This window comes from Pedobacter sp. PF22-3 (assembly GCF_026239555.1).
In the GTDB taxonomy this organism is placed as follows: Bacteria; Bacteroidota; Bacteroidia; order Sphingobacteriales; family Sphingobacteriaceae; genus Pedobacter.
Genome location: NZ_JAPIVP010000004.1, coordinates 352,280 through 372,319, shown reverse-complemented (window position 1 = coordinate 372,319; position 20,040 = coordinate 352,280). Strand labels below are relative to the sequence as shown.

Annotated in this window: 16 protein-coding genes; 6 read left to right on the top strand and 10 right to left on the bottom strand. The window is 38.6% G+C overall.

The features are described 5' to 3' along the window. Nucleotides 1-8 precede the first annotated feature (8 nt). The 5 genes from OQX63_RS08240 to OQX63_RS08220 all read left to right on the top strand — a co-directional run bounded on the left by OQX63_RS08240 (nt 9) and on the right by OQX63_RS08220 (nt 6,928). Nucleotides 9-1,016 carry a sensor histidine kinase gene (locus tag OQX63_RS08240; RefSeq protein ID WP_265850403.1) on the top strand — a complete coding sequence of 336 codons (1,008 nt, stop codon included), beginning with the start codon at nt 9-11 and terminating at the stop codon, nt 1,014-1,016. 75 nt (nt 1,017-1,091) lie between these two features. Beyond that, nucleotides 1,092-1,826 (top strand): LytR/AlgR family response regulator transcription factor, encoded by a 735-nt coding sequence (locus OQX63_RS08235; protein WP_265850402.1) that lies wholly within the window; start codon nt 1,092-1,094, stop codon nt 1,824-1,826. 192 nt (nt 1,827-2,018) lie between these two features. Next, complete coding sequence (locus OQX63_RS08230) at nt 2,019-2,486, top strand: nucleoside triphosphate pyrophosphohydrolase family protein (RefSeq protein ID WP_265850401.1); 468 nt, start codon at nt 2,019-2,021, stop codon at nt 2,484-2,486. Between the two features lie 17 nt (nt 2,487-2,503). Then, a complete protein-coding gene (locus OQX63_RS08225) occupies nt 2,504-3,361 on the top strand; it encodes an alpha/beta fold hydrolase (RefSeq protein WP_265850400.1) in 858 nt (285 codons plus the stop codon). A gap of 177 nt (nt 3,362-3,538) precedes the next feature. Beyond that, nucleotides 3,539-6,928, top strand: a complete 3,390-nt coding sequence (locus tag OQX63_RS08220; RefSeq protein ID WP_265850399.1) for a DEAD/DEAH box helicase — start codon at nt 3,539-3,541, stop codon at nt 6,926-6,928. 105 nt (nt 6,929-7,033) lie between these two features. Here the strand turns inward: OQX63_RS08220 and OQX63_RS08215 are convergent, their stop codons facing one another. From OQX63_RS08215 to OQX63_RS08200, 4 genes are all read right to left on the bottom strand, one after another. Then, entirely contained in the window at nt 7,034-7,852 is an 819-nt protein-coding gene (locus OQX63_RS08215; protein WP_265850398.1) for an SDR family NAD(P)-dependent oxidoreductase, read from the bottom strand. A 47-nt stretch (nt 7,853-7,899) separates the two neighbouring features. After that, nucleotides 7,900-8,832: an NAD-dependent epimerase/dehydratase family protein gene (locus OQX63_RS08210; RefSeq protein WP_265850397.1), complete on the bottom strand. Its 933-nt coding sequence runs from the start codon at nt 8,830-8,832 to the stop codon at nt 7,900-7,902. 130 nt (nt 8,833-8,962) lie between these two features. Then, nucleotides 8,963-9,562: a Crp/Fnr family transcriptional regulator gene (locus OQX63_RS08205; RefSeq protein WP_265850396.1), complete on the bottom strand. Its 600-nt coding sequence runs from the start codon at nt 9,560-9,562 to the stop codon at nt 8,963-8,965. Between the two features lie 43 nt (nt 9,563-9,605). Further along, complete coding sequence (locus tag OQX63_RS08200) at nt 9,606-10,187, bottom strand: thymidine kinase (RefSeq protein WP_265850395.1); 582 nt, start codon at nt 10,185-10,187, stop codon at nt 9,606-9,608. Nucleotides 10,188-10,766: 579 nt separating this feature from the next. Here OQX63_RS08200 and OQX63_RS08195 point away from each other — a divergent pair. Further along, a complete protein-coding gene (locus OQX63_RS08195; RefSeq protein WP_265850394.1) occupies nt 10,767-11,996 on the top strand; it encodes a hypothetical protein in 1,230 nt (409 codons plus the stop codon). 407 nt (nt 11,997-12,403) lie between these two features. On the opposite strand, the gene rodA is transcribed toward OQX63_RS08195, so the two are convergent. The 6 genes from rodA to purH all read right to left on the bottom strand — a co-directional run bounded on the left by rodA (nt 12,404) and on the right by purH (nt 19,915). Further along, nucleotides 12,404-13,669, bottom strand: a complete 1,266-nt coding sequence (rodA, locus tag OQX63_RS08190) for a rod shape-determining protein RodA (protein ID WP_265850393.1) — start codon at nt 13,667-13,669, stop codon at nt 12,404-12,406. Then, entirely contained in the window at nt 13,669-15,678 is a 2,010-nt protein-coding gene (gene mrdA / locus OQX63_RS08185) for a penicillin-binding protein 2 (RefSeq protein WP_265850392.1), read from the bottom strand. Before mrdA ends, rodA begins: the two co-directional genes overlap by 1 nt. After that, nucleotides 15,679-16,194, bottom strand: coding sequence for a rod shape-determining protein MreD (locus OQX63_RS08180; protein WP_265850391.1), 516 nt, complete (start codon nt 16,192-16,194; stop codon nt 15,679-15,681). Next, nucleotides 16,187-17,026 carry a rod shape-determining protein MreC gene (mreC, locus tag OQX63_RS08175; RefSeq protein ID WP_265850390.1) on the bottom strand — a complete coding sequence of 280 codons (840 nt, stop codon included), beginning with the start codon at nt 17,024-17,026 and terminating at the stop codon, nt 16,187-16,189. The genes OQX63_RS08180 and mreC overlap by 8 nt, the downstream gene beginning before the upstream one ends. Nucleotides 17,027-17,107: 81 nt before the next feature. Further along, nucleotides 17,108-18,130 carry a rod shape-determining protein gene (locus OQX63_RS08170; RefSeq protein WP_010601761.1) on the bottom strand — a complete coding sequence of 341 codons (1,023 nt, stop codon included), beginning with the start codon at nt 18,128-18,130 and terminating at the stop codon, nt 17,108-17,110. 258 nt (nt 18,131-18,388) lie between these two features. Then, nucleotides 18,389-19,915 (bottom strand): bifunctional phosphoribosylaminoimidazolecarboxamide formyltransferase/IMP cyclohydrolase, encoded by a 1,527-nt coding sequence (purH, locus tag OQX63_RS08165; protein ID WP_265850389.1) that lies wholly within the window; start codon nt 19,913-19,915, stop codon nt 18,389-18,391. Nucleotides 19,916-20,040 lie beyond the last annotated feature (125 nt).

Sequence of the window (20,040 nt, the reverse complement as noted above, 5' to 3'; positions counted from 1 at the left end):
TTTGGACTATGAAAACAATAAAAATCATTTTTATTCATGTTCTTGGCTGGTTGCTTGTTTTGGGCTATTTTTATGGCGGTCATTTAATTGATGGCACAACCTTCAGACAATCTGCTTTTAGCATTTCTATGAATTTTATACAGGTGATAGAATTCTATATCTGTTATGCATGGGTATATCCAAGATTTTTGAAAAGAAACAAATTACCCCAGTTAATAGGCGGTATTTTATTTACCATGGCCGTTTTTACATCACTTCGGTATTTAATAGAAGAGATCCTCTATCGAAAATGGTTTGGTTTTCATAATTATGATGATGGCGTAACGGCATGGAACTATATATCTGATAATATTTATTGGAGTTTAGCTTTTATTGTGGTGCCAGCTGCGGCATATGGAATTGAACAGAGCTTTAAATCAGAACAGGCTAACCGTAAACTTAAGGAAGAAGTGGTTAAGGCCGAACTTTCATTTTTAAAATCGCAGATCAATCCACACTTCCTGTATAATACTTTAAACTATGTTTATTCGCTGGCTATTCCTGTTTCAGATCAGTTGGCCAATGCTGTTTTGCGTTTGTCAGACCTGATGCGTTATACCTTGAACGATAGCCCCGATGGTAAAGTAAGTCTGAGCAAGGAAGTGGAATATTTAGAGAGTTATGTAGCGCTTTTTAAAATGCGTTTTGAACCCAAGTTTTATGTCGATTTTGTTACAGAGGGAATTGCTGATCAAAAAATAGCTTCGCTGGTATTGATCCCATTTGTTGAAAATGCTTTTAAACATGGTGTAGTAAATGATGAAACTCAGCCAGTGCGTATTAAACTTAAAGTGCAGCATAAAAGATTAAGTTTCGAGGTGAGCAACAAGATCAGCCATGCACAGAAAGACCACTCAAGCGGTGTGGGTATGGTGAATATCCACCGAAGGTTAGAACTGATCTACCCTGAAAAACATGAGTTATTAATTTCCAACAATGGTAATACCTATAAAAGTACTTTGATTTTAAATCTCTGATGGATAATTTGTATCATTGAAATATTTTAGTTCGCCAAACGCTAACCCCTAAACGTTAACCCATAACCGTCACCTATGATCCGTTGCCTTGCCGTTGATGATGAGTCTTATGCCTCAGATATTATTGCTGCCTTTATCAATAAAACCCCATTTTTAGATTTGGTTGGAACCACTACCAACGCTTTTGAAGCACTTAACCTGGTTCAGGAAGGTAAGGTAGATCTTGTTTTTTTAGATATACAAATGCCTGAATTAACGGGGATCCAGTTTTTGAAAATCTGTGGCGGTAAATGCAAGGTGATACTGACTACTGCCTACCCCGAATACGCTTTAGAAGGTTTTGATCTTGATGTGGTGGATTACTTACTAAAACCGATCTCCTACGAGCGTTTTTATAAGGCAGCTACAAAAGCGCAACAGATTTTAATGCCAGTAGTGCCCATTCAAAAAGAAGTTGTTGTACAGCCTGTAGCACAGGTAAACGATTTTATTTTCATTAAAGGCGATACCAAAAACAAGTTTATCAAGGTTGATTATGAAGATATTCTTTATATAGAAGGCTTGAAAAACTATGTTTCGGTTTATACAGCCAACCAAAGAATTGTGACCTACCAGGCATTGCGTGAGCTGGAATCGGAACTGCCTCAGCCACCTTTTTACCGTGTCCATAAATCGTATATCATTTCTCTCGAAAAGATTAAAATGATCGATGGAAATACGGTTTATATTGGCGATCAATCCATCCCCATTGGCGAAACCTATAAAGAAGAATTTTTTAAGGTAGTGAGGGAAGGGAAGAAGAATAATTAATCGATTTCTTCAGTTTTCAATTTGCAGTTTTCAATTAACCAATTAACCGATTCAACAATCTATTCAGTTTTCAGTTTGCGATTTTCAGTTAACCAATTTGAACAATTAACCGATTAAACAATCTGTGCATAAATTCTCCCCAATATCTCTTCCGTTTTTTTTAAGTTTGCTGCATCAAGATTAAATACCACCATGCAAGAAACAAATTCGCTAAACCAGGTTGCAGAATTTCACACTACCTTTAAACATCCGATTCTGGAAAGTCCGGTAATTCCTTCAAAACAGCGTGCCAATCTGCGTATTTCGCTTTTAGCAGAAGAGTTGAAAGAATTGCAGGAAGCCGTAGAAAATGACGACCTTGTAGAAGTTGCTGATGCCCTTTGCGATTTACAATATGTTTTGGCCGGTGCCATCCACGAGTTTGGCCTGGGTGAAAAATTTAAAACTTTATTTGATGAAGTTCACCGCTCTAACATGAGCAAAGCCTGTAAAACGGTAGAAGAAGCCGAACAAACCATCCGGTTTTATTTAGAAAAAGACGGAACCGAATCTTACTACAAAGAAATAGACGGACTGTTTTTAGTGTTCAGAAAGTCTGACGATAAGACTTTAAAATCGATCAACTATTCGCCGGCTGATTTAAAGTCGCATTTGGTTTAACTATAAGCAGGCTAGAATTGAAAAGGCTAAAACAGATTGTTAATGCGCTTAAATTAACACAGTCAACACCCGATGCAGCACTAATGCGCGAATTTATTTTTTATTCGCCCAAAATGCCTTTACGCTTACATCAGGAACAGCTTGTTGCGGTTTCTAAACAGTTTAGCCTTCAGGTTTATGATACCTATTTTACCAAAGCCGATGTAAGCATTAATTGTTTTAGCTGGGGGAATGGAAAACGAAAAGTGTTGCTTACACATGGCTGGGCCTCAAAAGCTTTAGATTTTTATGAGCTGATTATTGAACTCCAGAAAATTGAAGATTTGGAGATTATTGCTTTTGATGCACCTGGTAATGGAAGTTCGATCTCCGAATTTTCTAACCTGATGTTATATGCTGATTCGGTAAAATCGATTGCCTTGAACTATGTACAACCTGATGTCCTGATCGGACACTCACTCGGTGGTATGGCCAATGTAATTGCATTACAGGCACTTGGTTTAAAGCCTCATCTGCTCATTAGCATTGCACCATTAATCAGGCTGAAAGAGAACTTTGAACAGAGTTTAGGTTCTGTAAGTATCGGAGTTAAAGATCAGGATGTATTTTTCAGCAACTTTGCCCATGAATTTCCTGTTCCTGCCGATCATTTTAACCTCACTGAACTTTATCAATTAGGTCCCGATCTGGATCATTTTCTAGCTTATGATCCTGCCGATCACATTTCTCCATATCCATTTCTAAAAGAATTTTTAGCTAAAAATCCTGCAATAAGTGCCAAATCATTTGAAGAAGTCGGACATTATAAAATTTTAAAATCTGCTGATGTAATTGAAGATATTGTGCAGCGAATTTCTGCAATTCCAATGCCTTAAATCGCCATTGCGAACTGAAGCATAGGGTAGACCTGTTGCTCACATGATAACATCTGTCGTACCCGGTAAAAAAAAACTTCCCGTCCATATCAATTAAATTGTGTATAAAAAACCAAAATGGAGTTTTAGCTAAAACTTATTAATGATTACTTTTATCATTCAACTATTTCAGTTTAAATGAGTGAACAGGTAACGGCGTATACAGTATCAGAACAAAATCCTTACGATTATATTTTAAAGGATTTTAACCTGAAAGATCTAAGCCAGATTGTTATCCTTAAACATTTAAGCGGATTGATCCATACGGATGTTAAGGGTTTTTATCAGCTCTTTCCGGAACAAATTGAGATCGATTTTGCAGCTTTTAGCGATGAAGCTTCCGGATTGCCTTTTCCAATCGTTCAGGTGCAGCAAAATGAAAACTCCGTAAAACTCTCCTGCCGTTGTGCTACACCAAAACATAAACTATGTGAACACCAGGCAAGGGTTTTGTACAATATCCTTCAGCGCCAGGATCTGCTCATTTTTTTCGATAGTAACCTGCGGCAACAAAAGCTTGCCAAAATTGCAATTGATTACGGATTGGAAAAAGAAGCGCATCTCGATCTGCTGTTCAATCTCCGTTACGAAAACGGACAGGTTGCAATCCGGCCGAAAATGGATGCCCTCCAGCCATTCAACAAAGAAGCCCAGCAAAATTTACAGGAACTTTTATTGCCGGCAAATCAATCCAAAACAAAAGTGCCAATCGAAAACGATACAGGTCAAATGATCCTGGTTTTTGGGCAGCACCGCTATTATAACCATTTAACAGTAGAATTATTCGAAGCCAAAACCACCAAAAATGGTAAGGTTAAAAATCCGCTCAAAGGAATTAATCCGGCTGATTTACTGTTTAAAACCAATGATAACGATCAGGTAAAGTTTTATAGTGGCATTGCCACTTTTCAACAGCATTATAATCAAGATCAAAATGAGGCAGAAATTGAAGCCTTAAAAGCGGTTGTGAAAAATCCGCTGCAAATTCCCTTTTATTTGCAAGATGATAAGCAATCTGGGGCGGCCATTCAAGCTTCTACCATTAAACAGGTTGATGCACATTTGTTGGAGGTAGATTTACATCTTTCGGTAAATCAACGCGATGATTATTACGAAATTACCGGCCGATTGATTATCGAAGGAAAATCATACGAGTTGGATAGCCTGGTATTGGTACACCAGTATTTTGTTAAACTTCACAATCAACTTTATTTAATTGGCAGACTCGATTTTCTGCGGGTAATTGGATTTTTCAAAAAGCAGAGTAACAGATTAATCTTGCATAAAACTAAATACCCTGAATTTCAAAAGGTTATTCTGGTGCCATTAGAGGGCAGTATCCGTGTTGATTATTCTTATTTAAAACCTGCTACCAAAAGCCAGATCGAAGAAAAAGGTTTTGATCTCGAAAACGAGCAATTAATTTATCTTTCAGAATCTGAAGATTATATTCTCCTTACCCCGGTAATGCGATATGGGAACCTGGAAATTCCTGTATTGTCTAAAAAACAGATCCAGGCACAGGATAAACTGGGCAATCTCTTTACCTTGCATCGTGATGAAGGGGCTGAGCTACAGTTTATTGGAAACATTTTAAAACAACATCCATATTTCTACGATCAGGAAACCAACGATTCTTTTTATCTGCACCGTAAACGGTTTCTGGAAGAAGCTTGGTTCCTGGATACTTTTGAAGTATGGCGGAATAAAGGCATCCATATTTTAGGATTCAACCAGCTCAAGAACAATAAATTGAGTGAGTTTCAGGCTAAAATTAATATTGAGGTACTAAGCGGGACAGATTGGTTCGAAACTAAAGTAAAGGTGAAGTTTGGCAAACAACAGGTGGCGCTAAAACATCTTCATAAATCGATCAGGAACAAAAGTAAATTTGTAACACTTGATGACGGAACCCAAGGCATACTGCCTCATGAATGGATCGAAAAATTTGCGGCTTATTTTAATGCTGGCGAAGTGACTGAGGATGCCATTCTGACACCAAAAATTAAGTTTGCTTCTATAAACGAGCTTTATGAAGATGCTTTGCTGGATGGTAATGTAAAAAATGAATTAAAACTGTATAAGCAGAAATTTGACGCTACTGATGCTATTCAAGAAGTAGAAGTACCAAAAGGTTTAACCGCAACTTTACGCCATTACCAAAAAGATGGCTTAAACTGGCTCAACTTTTTAGACGATTTTAATTTCGGTGCTTGTTTGGCCGATGATATGGGATTGGGTAAAACCATTCAGGTTTTGGCTTTCATTTTATCACAGCGTGAAAAAGTAACACACAATACCAACCTGGTGGTGGTGCCCGCCTCATTAATATTTAATTGGAAGGCAGAAGTAGAGCAGTTTGCACCATCTATAAAAGTAAAAACCATTTATGCCGGCGAACGGACTAAAACAACTGATACTTTCGAGGATTACGAAATTATTCTAACCTCTTACGGAACTTTGCTTTCTGATATCCGTTTTTTAAAAGATTATCGCTTTAACTATATCTTTTTAGATGAATCGCAGCTGATCAAGAACCCAGATTCGCAGCGTTATAAAGCAGTTAGGATGCTACAATCGCGGAATAAAGTAGCAATGACTGGAACACCAATTGAGAACAATACCTTTGATTTATATGGTCAGCTGTCATTTGCTTGTCCGGGTTTGTTTGGCAGTAAACAACAATTTGCCGATTTATATTCCACCCCGATCGATCAGTTTAAGGATAGTAAAAGGGCAGAAGAACTCCAGAAAAAGATAAGACCGTTTATTCTCCGCAGAACCAAAGAACAGGTAGCAAAAGAGCTTCCTGATAAAACTGAAATTGTGCTTTACTGTGAAATGGGAGTGGAGCAGCGCGAAGTATACGAAGCGAACAAAAAGGAAATTCAGGATTATATTTTAGGTAAACAGGAGGATGAGCTGCCTAAGAGTTCGATGCATGTATTGAAAAGCATCACCACCTTACGACAGATTTGCAATTCGGCAGCCTTACTGGCTGATGGAAAATCTTATGTGCAGGCCTCCTCAAAAATTGATGTATTAATGGAGCAGATCGAAAGCAAAGCGGGTAAACATAAAATTCTTGTTTTTTCCCAGTTTGTAACCATGCTCAATCTGATTAAAAAGCAATTGGAAAGCAAGGGAATCAGGTATGAATACCTCACCGGGCAAACACGAAAAAGAGCCGAAGCAGTTGCCTCATTTCAGGAGAATGCCGACATTCCGGTTTTTCTGATCAGTTTAAAAGCCGGTGGTACAGGGTTGAATCTAACAGAAGCCGATTACGTTTACCTGGTTGATCCATGGTGGAACCCTGCGGTAGAAAACCAGGCTATAGATAGGGCATACAGAATTGGCCAACGTAAAAATGTAATGGCTGTTAGGTTAATCTGCCCTGACACGATTGAAGAAAAAATCATGAAACTTCAGGCGACTAAAAAAGATCTGGTAAAAGATCTGATTCAAACAGAGGGTAGTTTGTTTAAAAACTTGACGAAGAAAGAATTATTAGGTCTGTTAAGTTAATAAATTCGTCATTGCGAGGAGGAACGACGAAGCAATCTTACTACTCAGGGCATTAAGATTGCTTCGTCGGCTGAAAAAGCCTTCTCGCAATGACGAAGCAATAAATTAAATCCCTACCTCAAACTCATAATCAAGGTATTCTGGTACATTTAAACTCTCTACAATTTTCCAGTTTTTCTTTTCTGCAATAAATTCAGGAATGGCTAAACCCGAGGTTTTGGCCGCTTCAACATAGAAATCCATTTTTGCAGGATGGTTTGGTGAGCAGGCATTGTATGTTCTGCCGAATGCCTGTTTTTCCAGGAGTTTTACCGCAACGCCTACAGCATCCGTTTGGTGAATCAGGTTTACCGGAGCCAAACCATTTGGAATGTCTGTTTTTCCGGCGAAAAATCTTCCAGGGTTACGGTCTGGGCCAATTAAGCCTGCAAAACGGATGATTGTGCCTTTTTTAGGAAGGAGTTCCTTAAACAACATTTCGGCTGCTAAAACAACCTTTCCCGAATCCGTATCTGGAATGGTTTCGCTGTTTTCATTTACTGTTTTGTTTTCATCTGCATAAACACTTGTCGAACTGATCAATACCACATGTTTGGATTTATCTTTCGCTGCGGCCAAAATTGAATTTATCTTATTTGGATAATCAAGAAGTTCAGTCGAATTGCGTTTTGGCGGAATACAGATAAACAGGGCATCAGTCTCAAAAAAAGTAGTATCTGCCACAATCGATTCTGCTGTAAAATTGACTAAAAATGGCTGTATCTGCTCAGCCTGGAGGATTTCTAGTTTCTCCTGACGCGTGGTAGAACCTTTAACGGTATAGTTTAATTCGATCAGTTTTTTGGCAAAAGCCAAGCCGAACCAACCACAGCCTAAAATCGATACAGTTTTAACACTGCCATCCTTTTTATTATCTTGAATCATTTGCGCTAAAGATAGACAGTTAGCTTTATAATTTACACTTACGCTCGTTAATTCTGTTTTTTATACATCGTTTTCGAGAGTTTCAAAATCCCATCATGATAAGCTGTAGGCTTAAAGTTAAAGGCCTTTTCAAATTTGGTAGAATCGAAGTGATAATCGTGATCATACTGGTAGTACATTTCTACAGTACCGGCAACTACTTTTTTAAATAAACCTACCAGGCGTAACATCAATTTGTTAATGGTTAAATATTGAGGTTTGGTTTCATAAATCTTTGCAGCCATTTCGATAAAAGCTTTCCCTTTTAAAGGGGCTGAAGTTGGCAGGTGCCAGATCTGGTTACCAGAGTCTGGTGTTTTTCCCAACAGGAGTAAAGCTTTTGCCGCATCTTCAATGTAGGTAAAACTGTGTAAGGTATCTGGGTTTCCGATCCATTGCGCTTTTTCTTTTTTGGCAAACTTGTCTAGCACCATCATATCAAAAAAACTGTTCATGGAATCTGCACCGTAAAAATCTGCAGCACGGGCAATGGTTACGTTAATTTGTCCCATTTTAGCTTCGCTCATTAATTGTTCAGCGATTTTTGCCCTTACTTCTCCTTTCAAACTACAAGGATGGTAAGGCGTATCTTCTGTCATTGGACCATTTACAAGTCCATACATATAAACATTATCGAAAAAGATTAACCTTGCCCCAGTACGTTTAGTTAAGTTAATAACGTTTTGAATAATAACCGGCCACTGTTGTTGCCATACTTTAATATCATAAACCAAACCCGCGCACAGATAAATCACTTTCGAACCTTCGGCAGCAGTGAAGAGTTCAGCTTCATTCAATAAATCGGCTTTAACCCAGCTTACATTTGGATTGCTTGTAGTGATTGGTTTTCGGCTAACCAACCTAATGGTTTCTTTAGCGTTGGTTAATGCTGTGGTTAGTGCGTTGGCTATAGGTCCGCCGGCGCCAAGTATAGTGTGCATATCTTTGTTTTTTGATTGATTCAAAGTTATGCCGCATGCAACCCTGAAAACGTTAACAAAAGATAAGGATTTCAGATTATTCAGCGTTGACAACTTTAATAGTCTGTTTGCTAGAAAGTTGTCAACTTCTTTATTGCAAAAGTGTTCGTTTACGGATCCGGGAGAGTGAAACAGGCGTAATGCCTAAAAAGTTGGCAATAAAGTGTTGTGGAATGCGCTGGAAAATATCTTTTGCCGTTTTTTCGAGTATAACATAACGCTCTTCAGGACTCTGGGTGATAAAGGCGGTTACACGGTCTTCATAACAGCAGATGTAATATTCGGCAATTAAACGACCAAAACGCTCTATTTTTAAAGCCAGTAGCGGATGATTTAACATTTGCTGGAGATTTTGATGTGAGATCATCACCAGTTCTGTTTCTTCAAGTGCCTGAATGTAATTGGTGTTAGGTGTGCGTTTCAGGAAACTTTTATAAGCACTCATCAACTCATTTTCAAAGCTAAAGTAGCCGGTTATTTCCTGACCATCTTTAATATGATAGTAACGAACGGCGCCACGTGTAATAAAACACATGTAGTCACACACTTTTCCTTCAACCGCGAAATGTTCTTTTTTACTCAAGTTAGAAAAACTAAGGTATGGAGTAAAGATTTCCCATTCTGCATCGTTAAACGTTACAAATTGGGCAATACCCTTTCTAAATGCTTCCAGTTGAGCTTGTTTGTCCATATCTATACAAATATGGTTTAAAGATACAGATTAATTAATATGCTTATCCTTTGTCGAGATTATAACAAGCCCTGCAACGTGGCTCGTAACTTTCCTTTTCGCCCAATAAAACGGTAGCTTCATCAGCAACTGTGCGGTAACTGTACAGGGCAGGATTGCCACAACAAACACAAACTGCATTTACTTTGGTCACATGTTCGGCAATGGCCATTAGTGCAGGCATGGGGCCAAAAGGTTTGCCTGTAAAATCCATATCTAAGCCTGCAACAATAACGCGTATGCCTTTAAGGGCCAGTTTGTTGCAAACATCGGGCAATTCATTATCGAAAAACTGTGCCTCATCTATACCCACTACCTGGGTATTGGTACCCAGTAATAAAATGGCCGAAGCGCTATCTACAGGGGTAGAATTTATAGAGTTCAAATCGTGCGAAACCACGGCAGTTTCATGGTAGCGCGTGTCGGTACGGGGTTTAAAAATTTCTACATTCAGTTTAGCAATCTGTGCTCTTTTTAGCCTTCTGATCAGTTCCTCCGTTTTACCAGAAAACATAGAGCCACATACTACTTCTATACTTCCTGAAAATTCGCCCCTTCTCCTAAAATTTTGTTCGCTAAATAACATGCCTGTTTTTTTATTTCCTCTAGTCGGTTCTATAATTTTAAACCAAACAAATATGAGAATTATGCATGATTTTTGGCTACTTATTTACCAACATGATAGTTTGAAATTTTATTCGTTTCTGTAATAAGGAATGATGTATGAAGATCTGAGATACTTCTGGATGGAGTTAGAATCAGATTTTACTAATGTTTTTTAAAGAAAAAAGAAATAATTATAAATGCAATAATGGGGGTAGTAAATATCCCCAATAATACCGAACCACCAAAACCAAACCATGTATCTCTTCCATACCTGCCCAGAGCGTAGAAGATAGCGATAGAAATTAAAAGAAGTAATATTTCTATTATACCCATAAGTCAAATATAATTATTTATCATTAAGGTTGATCATTAGCAAACAATAAAAGGTATTATTGGGTTTGTGAGATATAATGACCTATTTTAGCAAATAAGATGTTTTATTAAAGTTATTGAAACATCCCCTGGAGGAATACCAGAGATAAAATAAATATGAAAATTATGTGTTATTTTTGAACACATAGTTACCAACATAAATCGGCTTAAATTTCGTTTTAATTTTATGATGAACCAACAAGATATTTTCAGAAAGATCGGCAGTATTTTAACAGAGTTGAATGAGCAATACCAATTTTTGGCTCAAAATCCTCAACAATTAAACGAATTGGAACTGGAGCTTTTCCTGGCCAATGCCCATTTCCTTTCTGATCATGTTAATATTATCAAAAAATTAAATGCCACCATAGAAAATAAGCCAGCTGAAGCCGGAAACCATACGTTATTGGCCGAACAGAATACCATTATATTGCCGGAAGCTGAAAAAAGTTATGCAGAGGATGATGAGTGTTTTGATCCGCAGGAGCTGGAAGAAGTGGCAACGGCCCAGGAAGAGGAAGAACGCGTGGATGTAAAACCTGAGCAGGAAGTGCTTGATGATGAAATGATTGAAGCGGAAAAGACTGCTTCGCTTTTGAATAAGGATTTCTTTAAGCCCGACCAGGACGACCATACTTTCGAATTCGTACTGAATACACATCATGAAAGCGATCAGTTTGATTATGAAGCAAATCCGATCGCCAATGGATCTGTTGAAGAAATTTTTGATCGTCCTCTAAGCAAGGAAGAAGCAGAAATTTTGGCTCGTAAAAAGATCATTCATGAGAAAGAAGACGCTTTAGCTATTCAGGAAGAGCCTTTATCTGTTGAAGAAGATGAAATTGGTCCGGAGCCATTTTTAATTCCGCACGAAGAAGAAACGCCTGAAGTAATTTCAAAAGAGGAGCCTGTTTTAGCTAAGGCAGAAGCGCCTGTTGTGGCCATCGAAGTAGAGGAACCCAAACCTGCAACTGCTAGCCAACCGATTGAGGCACTTAAAGATGTTAAATTTGATGATCCGATTATTTCACCACCTGTAGAAGAAGATCGTCCTTTATTTAGACCTGAGGCTGTCCCTGTAAAACCAACTCCGCAGCATGAAGTGGTTAAGCCCACACCAAGTTTAAATGATTTGCTTGCCAAAACAAATGGGAAAACCGATGAACCTGTTAAAGCGCCGATTGCTGATTTAAAACAGGCCATTAATTTGAATGAGAAGTTGCTTTTTATTAAAGATCTTTTTAACGGTTATAATTTGGCCTATTCTGAAGTAATTGATATCATTAACAAAATGAGCAATTTTGAAGCTGCAGATAGTTTCCTTCAAAATAATTATGCAGCCAAAAATAACTGGGCCAATAAACAGGCTACTGTTGATCAGTTTTATGAGCTGTTAAATAGAAGGTTTAGTAAGTAAAAGTGAAGAGCGGTTAGCGGCTGGCGTTAAGCGGTTTGGTTAATGATATAACCTCGCGCTGTCCTCAAACCAAAATATTTTTTTGGTCAGGAAATGAGCGTGCCGTGTTTCACTGGTGCTGTAGTCCCGCCATCATTTCAATCTTTTTGAGAAAGCTGCTGCACAAATATGAATGTTGTTGCTCCAAAAAGTATTTCCATTTTTGTCGGGTTTATTTACTGCGGATAGTAGCACGTATGGCCCACCTAAACCCGATAAAAGCGAACACGAAGTAAAGCGTTTAGCGGGAGCAAACGAAAATTTGATTGCAGGTTTTGCTTTCCAAAAAACAATCGATATCTTCTAATTTACAATGTTTAAACTTCGAAATATCGACTTCAGACTAAAGACTCAGGACTTCCGACTCTTTAAATAAATCCCATCCGGTTAGAATCCAGTTTTAAAAAGATAAATAACAGGATCGTAAAACTCCATAACGACGAACCGCCATAGCTGATAAAAGGCAGTGGAATCCCGATTACTGGAATAATACCAATGGTCATGCCGATGTTGATGAATACGTGAAAAAAGAGGATACAGGCCACGCTGTAGCCGTAAACCCTTGAGAAAGTAGATCGCTGCCTTTCTGCCAGATTGATCAACCTGAGCAATAGAAATATATACAAGCCAATTACAACTGAACAGCCTACAAAACCCCATTCTTCACCAATGGTAGAAAATATAAAATCGGTACTTTGAGCGGGTACATAGCCATATTTAGTTTGGGTGCCTTGTAAAAAACCACGGCCGGTTACCTGCCCCGAGCCAATGGCAATCTGCGATTGGATTACGTTATAACCCGCACCTTTGTTATCAGCTTTAAGGCCTAACATTAACTCGATACGGCTACGCTGGTGAGGTGCCAAAACCTTTTCGTAGGCAATTTTAACTACAAATAAATATGCAATGGCAATGATGGTGACCAATACGGTAGAAATAATGATTTTCTGTTTACGTCTATTGTTGTAGATAAAAAGTCCCCCAATGGTGGTTAGGATGAGAACCAGGATGTAAGTTGGTACCAGGAAATCGGCAACAAACAATACAATCATTCCAAGAAAAATCAACAGGAAATAACCAGATAGGCCCTCCCGGTATAAAGGGAACATAAAGGCAAGGAAAACCAATGCAGAGCCTGTATCGGGTTGTAGCATAATCAATAAAAGCGGTGCCAATACAATTAAACCGGCAATTACGATTGATTTAATATCCCTGAATTTTGGATTAAATGTGCTTACGTACCTCGCCAGGAGCAAGGCCGTACCAAATTTGGCAAACTCTGAAGGCTGAAGCCTAAAAGAGCCTATAGGGATCCAGGCTTGGTTTCCGCCAACATTTCTCCCCACAAACAGTACCACAACGAGCAAAAATAGGGTAGCACCATAAATAAATGGAGCAAACACATTAAACAATCTACCGTCGAACAATAAAATTGATAGCCCCAATATCAAACCGGTAATGACATAAATTAACTGTTTGCCATAACTACTCGCAAAATCGAAACCTGTTGCTTTGTCCGGATTGTAGATAGAAGCATAAACATTGATAAAACCAACAGCGCATAAGGCAATGTAGATTAAAACAGTAATCCAATCTACATTAAAAAAGAAACGGTTTCCCTGTTGTTGAATCATTACTTATTGGTTACAGGTTTATGGTTTGTACTGGGTTGACTTACTTTTAGCTTGGTAGCAACTGTTTGTTTTAATATAGCCGGTTTTATTTTTAAGCTGTCTTTAACTTTTTTGAGCGAATCGGCCTTTTTTAGTTTTAAACTGTCTAATTTGGTGGGTGTAACTTTTTTGGTCTTATCAATTAAAGCTGGTAAAAGATTGGTTTCGGAGAACGCTTTTACCGTATAACCATTCGAACGTGGCTTAATGCTATCAGTTAAATATTTTTCAACAATAAAACTTGATATCGGTGCAGCATACGATCCGCCAAAACCGCCGTTTTCTACAATTACTGCAATGGCAATTTTAGGGTTGTCCATTGGTGCAAAACCGATAAAAACCGAGTGGTTTTTGCCATGTGGGTTTTGTACCGTTCCGGTTTTACCACACATCACAATATTGGGTATCTGAGATTCTTTTGCTGTTCCCCAGGGGCTGTTCACTGCATCTCGCATTCCATCAATTACAGTAGGAAAATATTTCTCATCTACACCCACATAGTTTTTAACTACATATTCCTTTTTCACTACGTTTTTATCGCCAATACCTTTAATTAAGTGGGGCTTTAAATAGTAACCACGGTTAGCAATTGCCGCCATCACGTTGGCCATTTGTAATGGGGTAGAGGTAATCTCTCCTTGGCCAATGGCCTGTGAAATTACAGTGGTATATCCCCAGCGTTTGCCGTAAATTTTATCGTAATGATCAGCCTGATAAAAGATACCCTTTTTTTCGAAAGGCATATCGATGCCCAATTTCTGGCCAAAACCCCATTTGGAAATCTGCTCGTGCCATTTCGAGTAGGTTTGACGTTGGTTTTTCATGCCATTTTTAGTGATGATGCTCTGAAAAACATGACAGAAATAGGTGTTGCAAGAGCGGGCGATACCTCGCTGCATATTAATGGTGCCATCAACGTGCTCGCATTTTACCTTATGATTCCCGGCCATATAATAACCCGGACAGAAAAATGTAGTATTTGGATCGATGGCGCCATCTTGCAGGGCAACCAAAGCATCAACAGGCTTGAATGATGAACCCGGAGAATACTGACCAGCAATAGGTCTTACAATCTGCGGACGATAGGGGTTCGCGATCAAACTCATGTAGTTTTTCCCCCAATCTTTACCCACCAATTGGTTAGGGTCGTAACCTGGGCTACTTACAAATGCCAGAATTTCTCCGGTAGAAGGCTCAATGGCCACAATTGCACCTACTTTATTTTTCATCAATTCTTCGCCCAGGCGTTGGATCCTGATGTCTAAAGAAGAAATCAAACGGTCTCCCGATACGGCGTTGATGTCATATTTTCCATTGGCATAACTACCCTGTGCAATGTTTTTGGCATCGTACAAAGTATTGATTACGCCTTTTTCTCCTCTTAAAAAGTCTTCGTAAGAACGCTCCAGACCACTTTTTCCAATAAAGTCGCCTGGTTTATAATAACCTTCCGATTTTTCAATATCATCAGGACTCACTTCCTTAACATAACCGAAAAGCTGCCCGGCAATACTATCCGGATAATGCCTGATCGTTCTGTCCTGCGTTCTGAAGCCCGGGAAACGGTACATGATTTCCTGTAAACGCGCATAACTTTGTACGGAAATCTGCCGCTCGAAAAAGGTTGATTGATAAGAAGATTGTGCCCTTGCTTTTTTTAGTTTTTTACGCACATCTTCAACGGTAATTTCTAAAGCATTAGCCAATCCAAGCGTATCGAATGGTTTAACTTCATTTGGGGTAACCATTAAATCGTAAACGGGTTCGTTCTGTACAATTACCTTCATGTTCCGATCGAGGATGGCACCGCGGGCGGGATATTTATAAATTTTACGGAGTACGTTACTTTCGGCAGAGCTAAAGGCTTTATCGCTGATAATTTGGATATAGAATAACTTTCCCAATAAAATCAGGGCGACTACAATAAATAATCCTTGAACGATATATTTTCGGTTAAATAACTGATCCATTTAGCGCGGTGTTCTTCTATAGAATATAAACTCTACCAAAAAAATAATAAGCAGTGTAAAGATACAACTTAAGCCGCATCTCATTAAGGTATAACCCACTTCGGTTAACCTAAATGTTTCTAAAAAGAACAGCACCAGGTGATGTGAAACAACACAAAGGAAAGCATAAAGAGAAAACCATTGAAAACCCATATAACTTAACGAAGGTTCGGGATCGTCAATGGCGTCGCGGTTTAAACTGATTGAGATAAAAGAAATCCTAACAAAAGCCAGAACAACACAAGCTGTGGCATGTACGCCCATGGTATCGTAAAAAGCATCGAGTGTTAGTCCGGTTATAAAAGCCAGTAAATACAATAAGATATTTGGGATGCCGAATGGAAGCAAAAGTAAAAACAACACGTAGATAAAAGGTGTGGAAAGGTCGTAAAACCCCATATTCTTGAGCAGGAATATTTGCACAAAAAGTAGTAAAAACCACCTGATCACATTTACAATTATGATTCTACTATTCATTGGGTTTAGCCATGCTTTCTAAAGCTTTTTGCTCATCAGCTTTTTTATCTTTAACTACATATACATACTGCAATGTGCTAAAGTCAGTAAACAAATTTAATTCTGCTGATAAAAAATTATCATTTGTGGCCACATTTGCCTTGCTAATTTTTCCAACCAGAACCCCGGCAGGAAAGGAGCCATAACCAGAAGTTACAACCGTATCGCCAACGTACATTTTAATGTGGTTGGGTACCTCTTTTACAAATGCCTTTTTAATATCGAAATTTCCGTCGCCCCAAACCAGTGATCCCAGTGCATGGTTCTTTTTCAAGGTTACACTGATCTTCGTATCTTTATGCAATAACGACTGGATGGTGGCTAAATGTGCAGAAACATCGCGGATAAAACCAACCACGCCGCGTTGAGGGGCAATAACAGCCATACCACTTTTAATACCGTCAACAGTTCCCTTATTGATCGTCATGATGTTATTGCGCAAAGTAACCGAGTTTTTAACCACTTTGGCTGCCAGATAAGTATATTGCTGATTAGTAACCGTATCTACTACTTTAACATCTTTAGCTGTATCTACAGTAGTTAAACCCAGTAACTGGCTTTTAAGTTTAGCGTTTTCTGCTGCCAGACTATCGTTAACCATGCCCAAGTTTAAATACCGTTTAAAAATGTTTAACCTTTCATATGCAGTGCCTACAACCTCATTGCTGGAGTTCAAGGTTACACTTCGCTGATAAGCATTGTTTTTAACCGTCAGGTAGATGCCAACAACAAAAAAAATGATAAACAAGAAAAATGCGTTGTATCTGCTGATGAAAATCCAAAGGTTACGCATCCGAGTATTGAGTTGGGAGTTAAAAGTTTGGAGTTTGAGTGGAAAACTCCAAACTCACAACCCCAAACTCCAAGCTAAATGTTATTGCATTAAGAATTTATATCCGCCAATGTTTTTAAGGGCGATGCCAGTTCCACGGACTACTGCACGAAGCGGATCTTCTGCAACGTGAACAGGTAATTTCGTTTTGGCTGCAACACGTTTATCTAAACCTCTTAATAATGCACCACCACCGGTTAAATAAATACCTGTTTGGTAAATATCTGCCGAAAGTTCCGGAGGGGTAATCTCTAAAGCTTTTAAAATCGCTTCTTCAATTTTAGAGATGGATTTATCTAAACAGTGTGCGATTTCGGTATAAGAAACAGTGATCTGTTTAGGTACACCTGTCATTAAATCGCGACCTTGAACGGCAAAATCAGCAGGAGCATCCTGTAATTCAGGTAATGCTGCACCAACTTCAATTTTAATTTTTTCAGCAGTACGGTCGCCAATCATGATATTGTGTTGACGGCGGATATAATTTACGATATCAGAATCGAAGTTATCTCCCGCAACGCGGATAGATTGGTCGCAAACTATACCTGATAAAGCAATAACTGCAATTTCGGTAGTACCGCCACCTATATCAATAATCATGTTACCCATTGGTTCTTCTACATCAATCCCGATACCTACAGCAGCAGCCATTGGTTCGTGGATCAAGTAAACTTCTTTTGCGCCGGCAATTTCAGCAGAATCGCGTACCGCACGTTTTTCTACTTCAGTAATACCAGATGGGATACAGATTACCATACGCAAAGAAGGAAACATCCAGCCTTTACCACCGTTAAGCATCCGGATCATTCCTTTAATCATCGCTTCAGCAGCGTTGAAATCGGCAATTACACCATCTTTTAATGGGCGTACAGTTTTAATATTATCGTGGGTTTTACCCTCCATTTGCATCGCCTGACGGCCAATTGCAATAACTTTATTTGTAGTACGATCGAAAGCAACAATAGATGGCTCATCTACTACTACTTTGTCGTTATGTATAATCAGGGTATTCGCGGTGCCTAAATCAATGGCAACTTCTTGCGTAAACCAGTTAAATAATCCCATGTATAAGGTATGTTTTCTTTATTTGATCAAATCTATACTATTCCTAATGTAAAAATAGCTTTTTTATTGTTTTAAGTTTTATTTTCTTCAGTTATTAAATTGTTTTTAAGACAATTAAAATGTTCTGAAAAATAAAAGCTAAAATAACAAAGGTAAAAGTCCAAAGCTGAAAGACTAAAGCGATTTGCAATATGCTTTACTTTTTCGGCTTTAAGCTTATTTTCGCTTTAAGCTTTAGTCTGCCAGCTTTAAGCTTAATTAGTGTTTAAAGTGTCTTACCCCTGTGGTTACCATGGCAATACCTTTTTCATTAGCTTTTGCAACAGAATCGGCATCCTTGATTGATCCACCTGGTTGAAGTACAGCAGTAATTCCTGCGTCGGCAGCAATTTCCACACAGTCTGGAAAAGGAAAGAAAGCATCAGAAGCCATTGCAGCACCTTTTACGCTGAAACCGAAAGAAGCCGCTTTTTCAATTGCTTGTCTTAAGGCATCAACACGTGAGGTCTGGCCAACACCGCTTGCAATCAAAACATCGTCCTTAACCAAAACAATGGTGTTTGATTTAGTGTGTTTTACAATTTTGTTGGCAAAGAACAAATCTTTTAATTCTTGTTCGGTAGGTGCTTTATCTGTAACGGTTGTCATTTGCTCCGGACCTTCGATAATTAAATCTTTATCCTGCTCAATTACACCGTTTAATAATGTTTTAAATTGTTTTTTGCTCAGTTCAACCTCGTTGCGCTGTAAAATAACGCGGTTTTTCTTTTTGCTGAACAGCTCTACTGCTTCTGCCTGGTAAGAAGGCGCAATCAACACCTCAAAAAACAGGTTATTGATTTCTTCTGCTGTTTCAAGGTCAACTTCCACATTGGTAATCAGTACACCACCGAAAGCCGAAACCGGATCACAAGCTAAAGCATCAATCCATGCTTGTTTAACTGTTGGGCGTGAAGCAATGCCACAAGCATTGGTGTGTTTTAAGATTGCAAAAGTTGGGTCTTCAAATTCGTCGATTAAAGCAACGGCTGCATCTACATCAACCAAGTTATTGTAAGAAAGCTCTTTGCCGTTCAGTTTGGTGAACATGGCATCTAAATCGCCATAAAATAAGCCGCCTTGATGAGGATTTTCGCCATAACGTAAAGTTTTGGCCTCTGTTACACTTTGTTTAAAAACATCAAGCGGCTCTTCAGTATTGAAATAATTGAAAATGGCAGTATCGTAATGAGAAGAAGTATGGAATGCTTTTTTAGCAAATGCTTTGCGCTGTGCTAAAGTAGTTTCGCCATTTTGTGCTGCCAATTGGGCTTCTAAAGTAGGGTAGTCGTTCTTAGATGCGATAATCACCACATCGTTGAAGTTTTTTGCAGCAGCACGGATTAGGGAAATACCACCGATGTCTATTTTCTCGATAATTTCTTCTGGTGTTCCGCCAGCTTTTACGGTTTCTTCAAATGGATATAAGTCAACAATAACCAGGTCAATTTCAGGAATTTCATATTCAGCAATCTGCTCTTGGTCGCCAGCTAATGCCCTTCGGTTTAAAATTCCGCCAAATACTTTTGGATGTAAGGTTTTAACACGTCCGCCTAAAATAGATGGATAACCAGTTAAATCTTCAACCGCCGTAACAGGAAGGTTTAAATCTTTGATGAATTGTTCTGTTCCACCTGTAGAAAATAATTGTACCCCTTGTGCGGCCAACAATTTTACCAATGGCTCCAAACCATCTTTATAATATACTGAGATTAAAGCGTTTTTGATTTTAATGGATTGACTCATTCTACTGAAAATTTTGAGCCGCAAAGGTAGTAAAATCGTATGGCTTTTTTATTATGTTAGATGGGCAAAAAAAGAATAAGGTTTGCGACAGCTGTTTCGGTTTTGCTAAAGGTTATTGAAGCCAG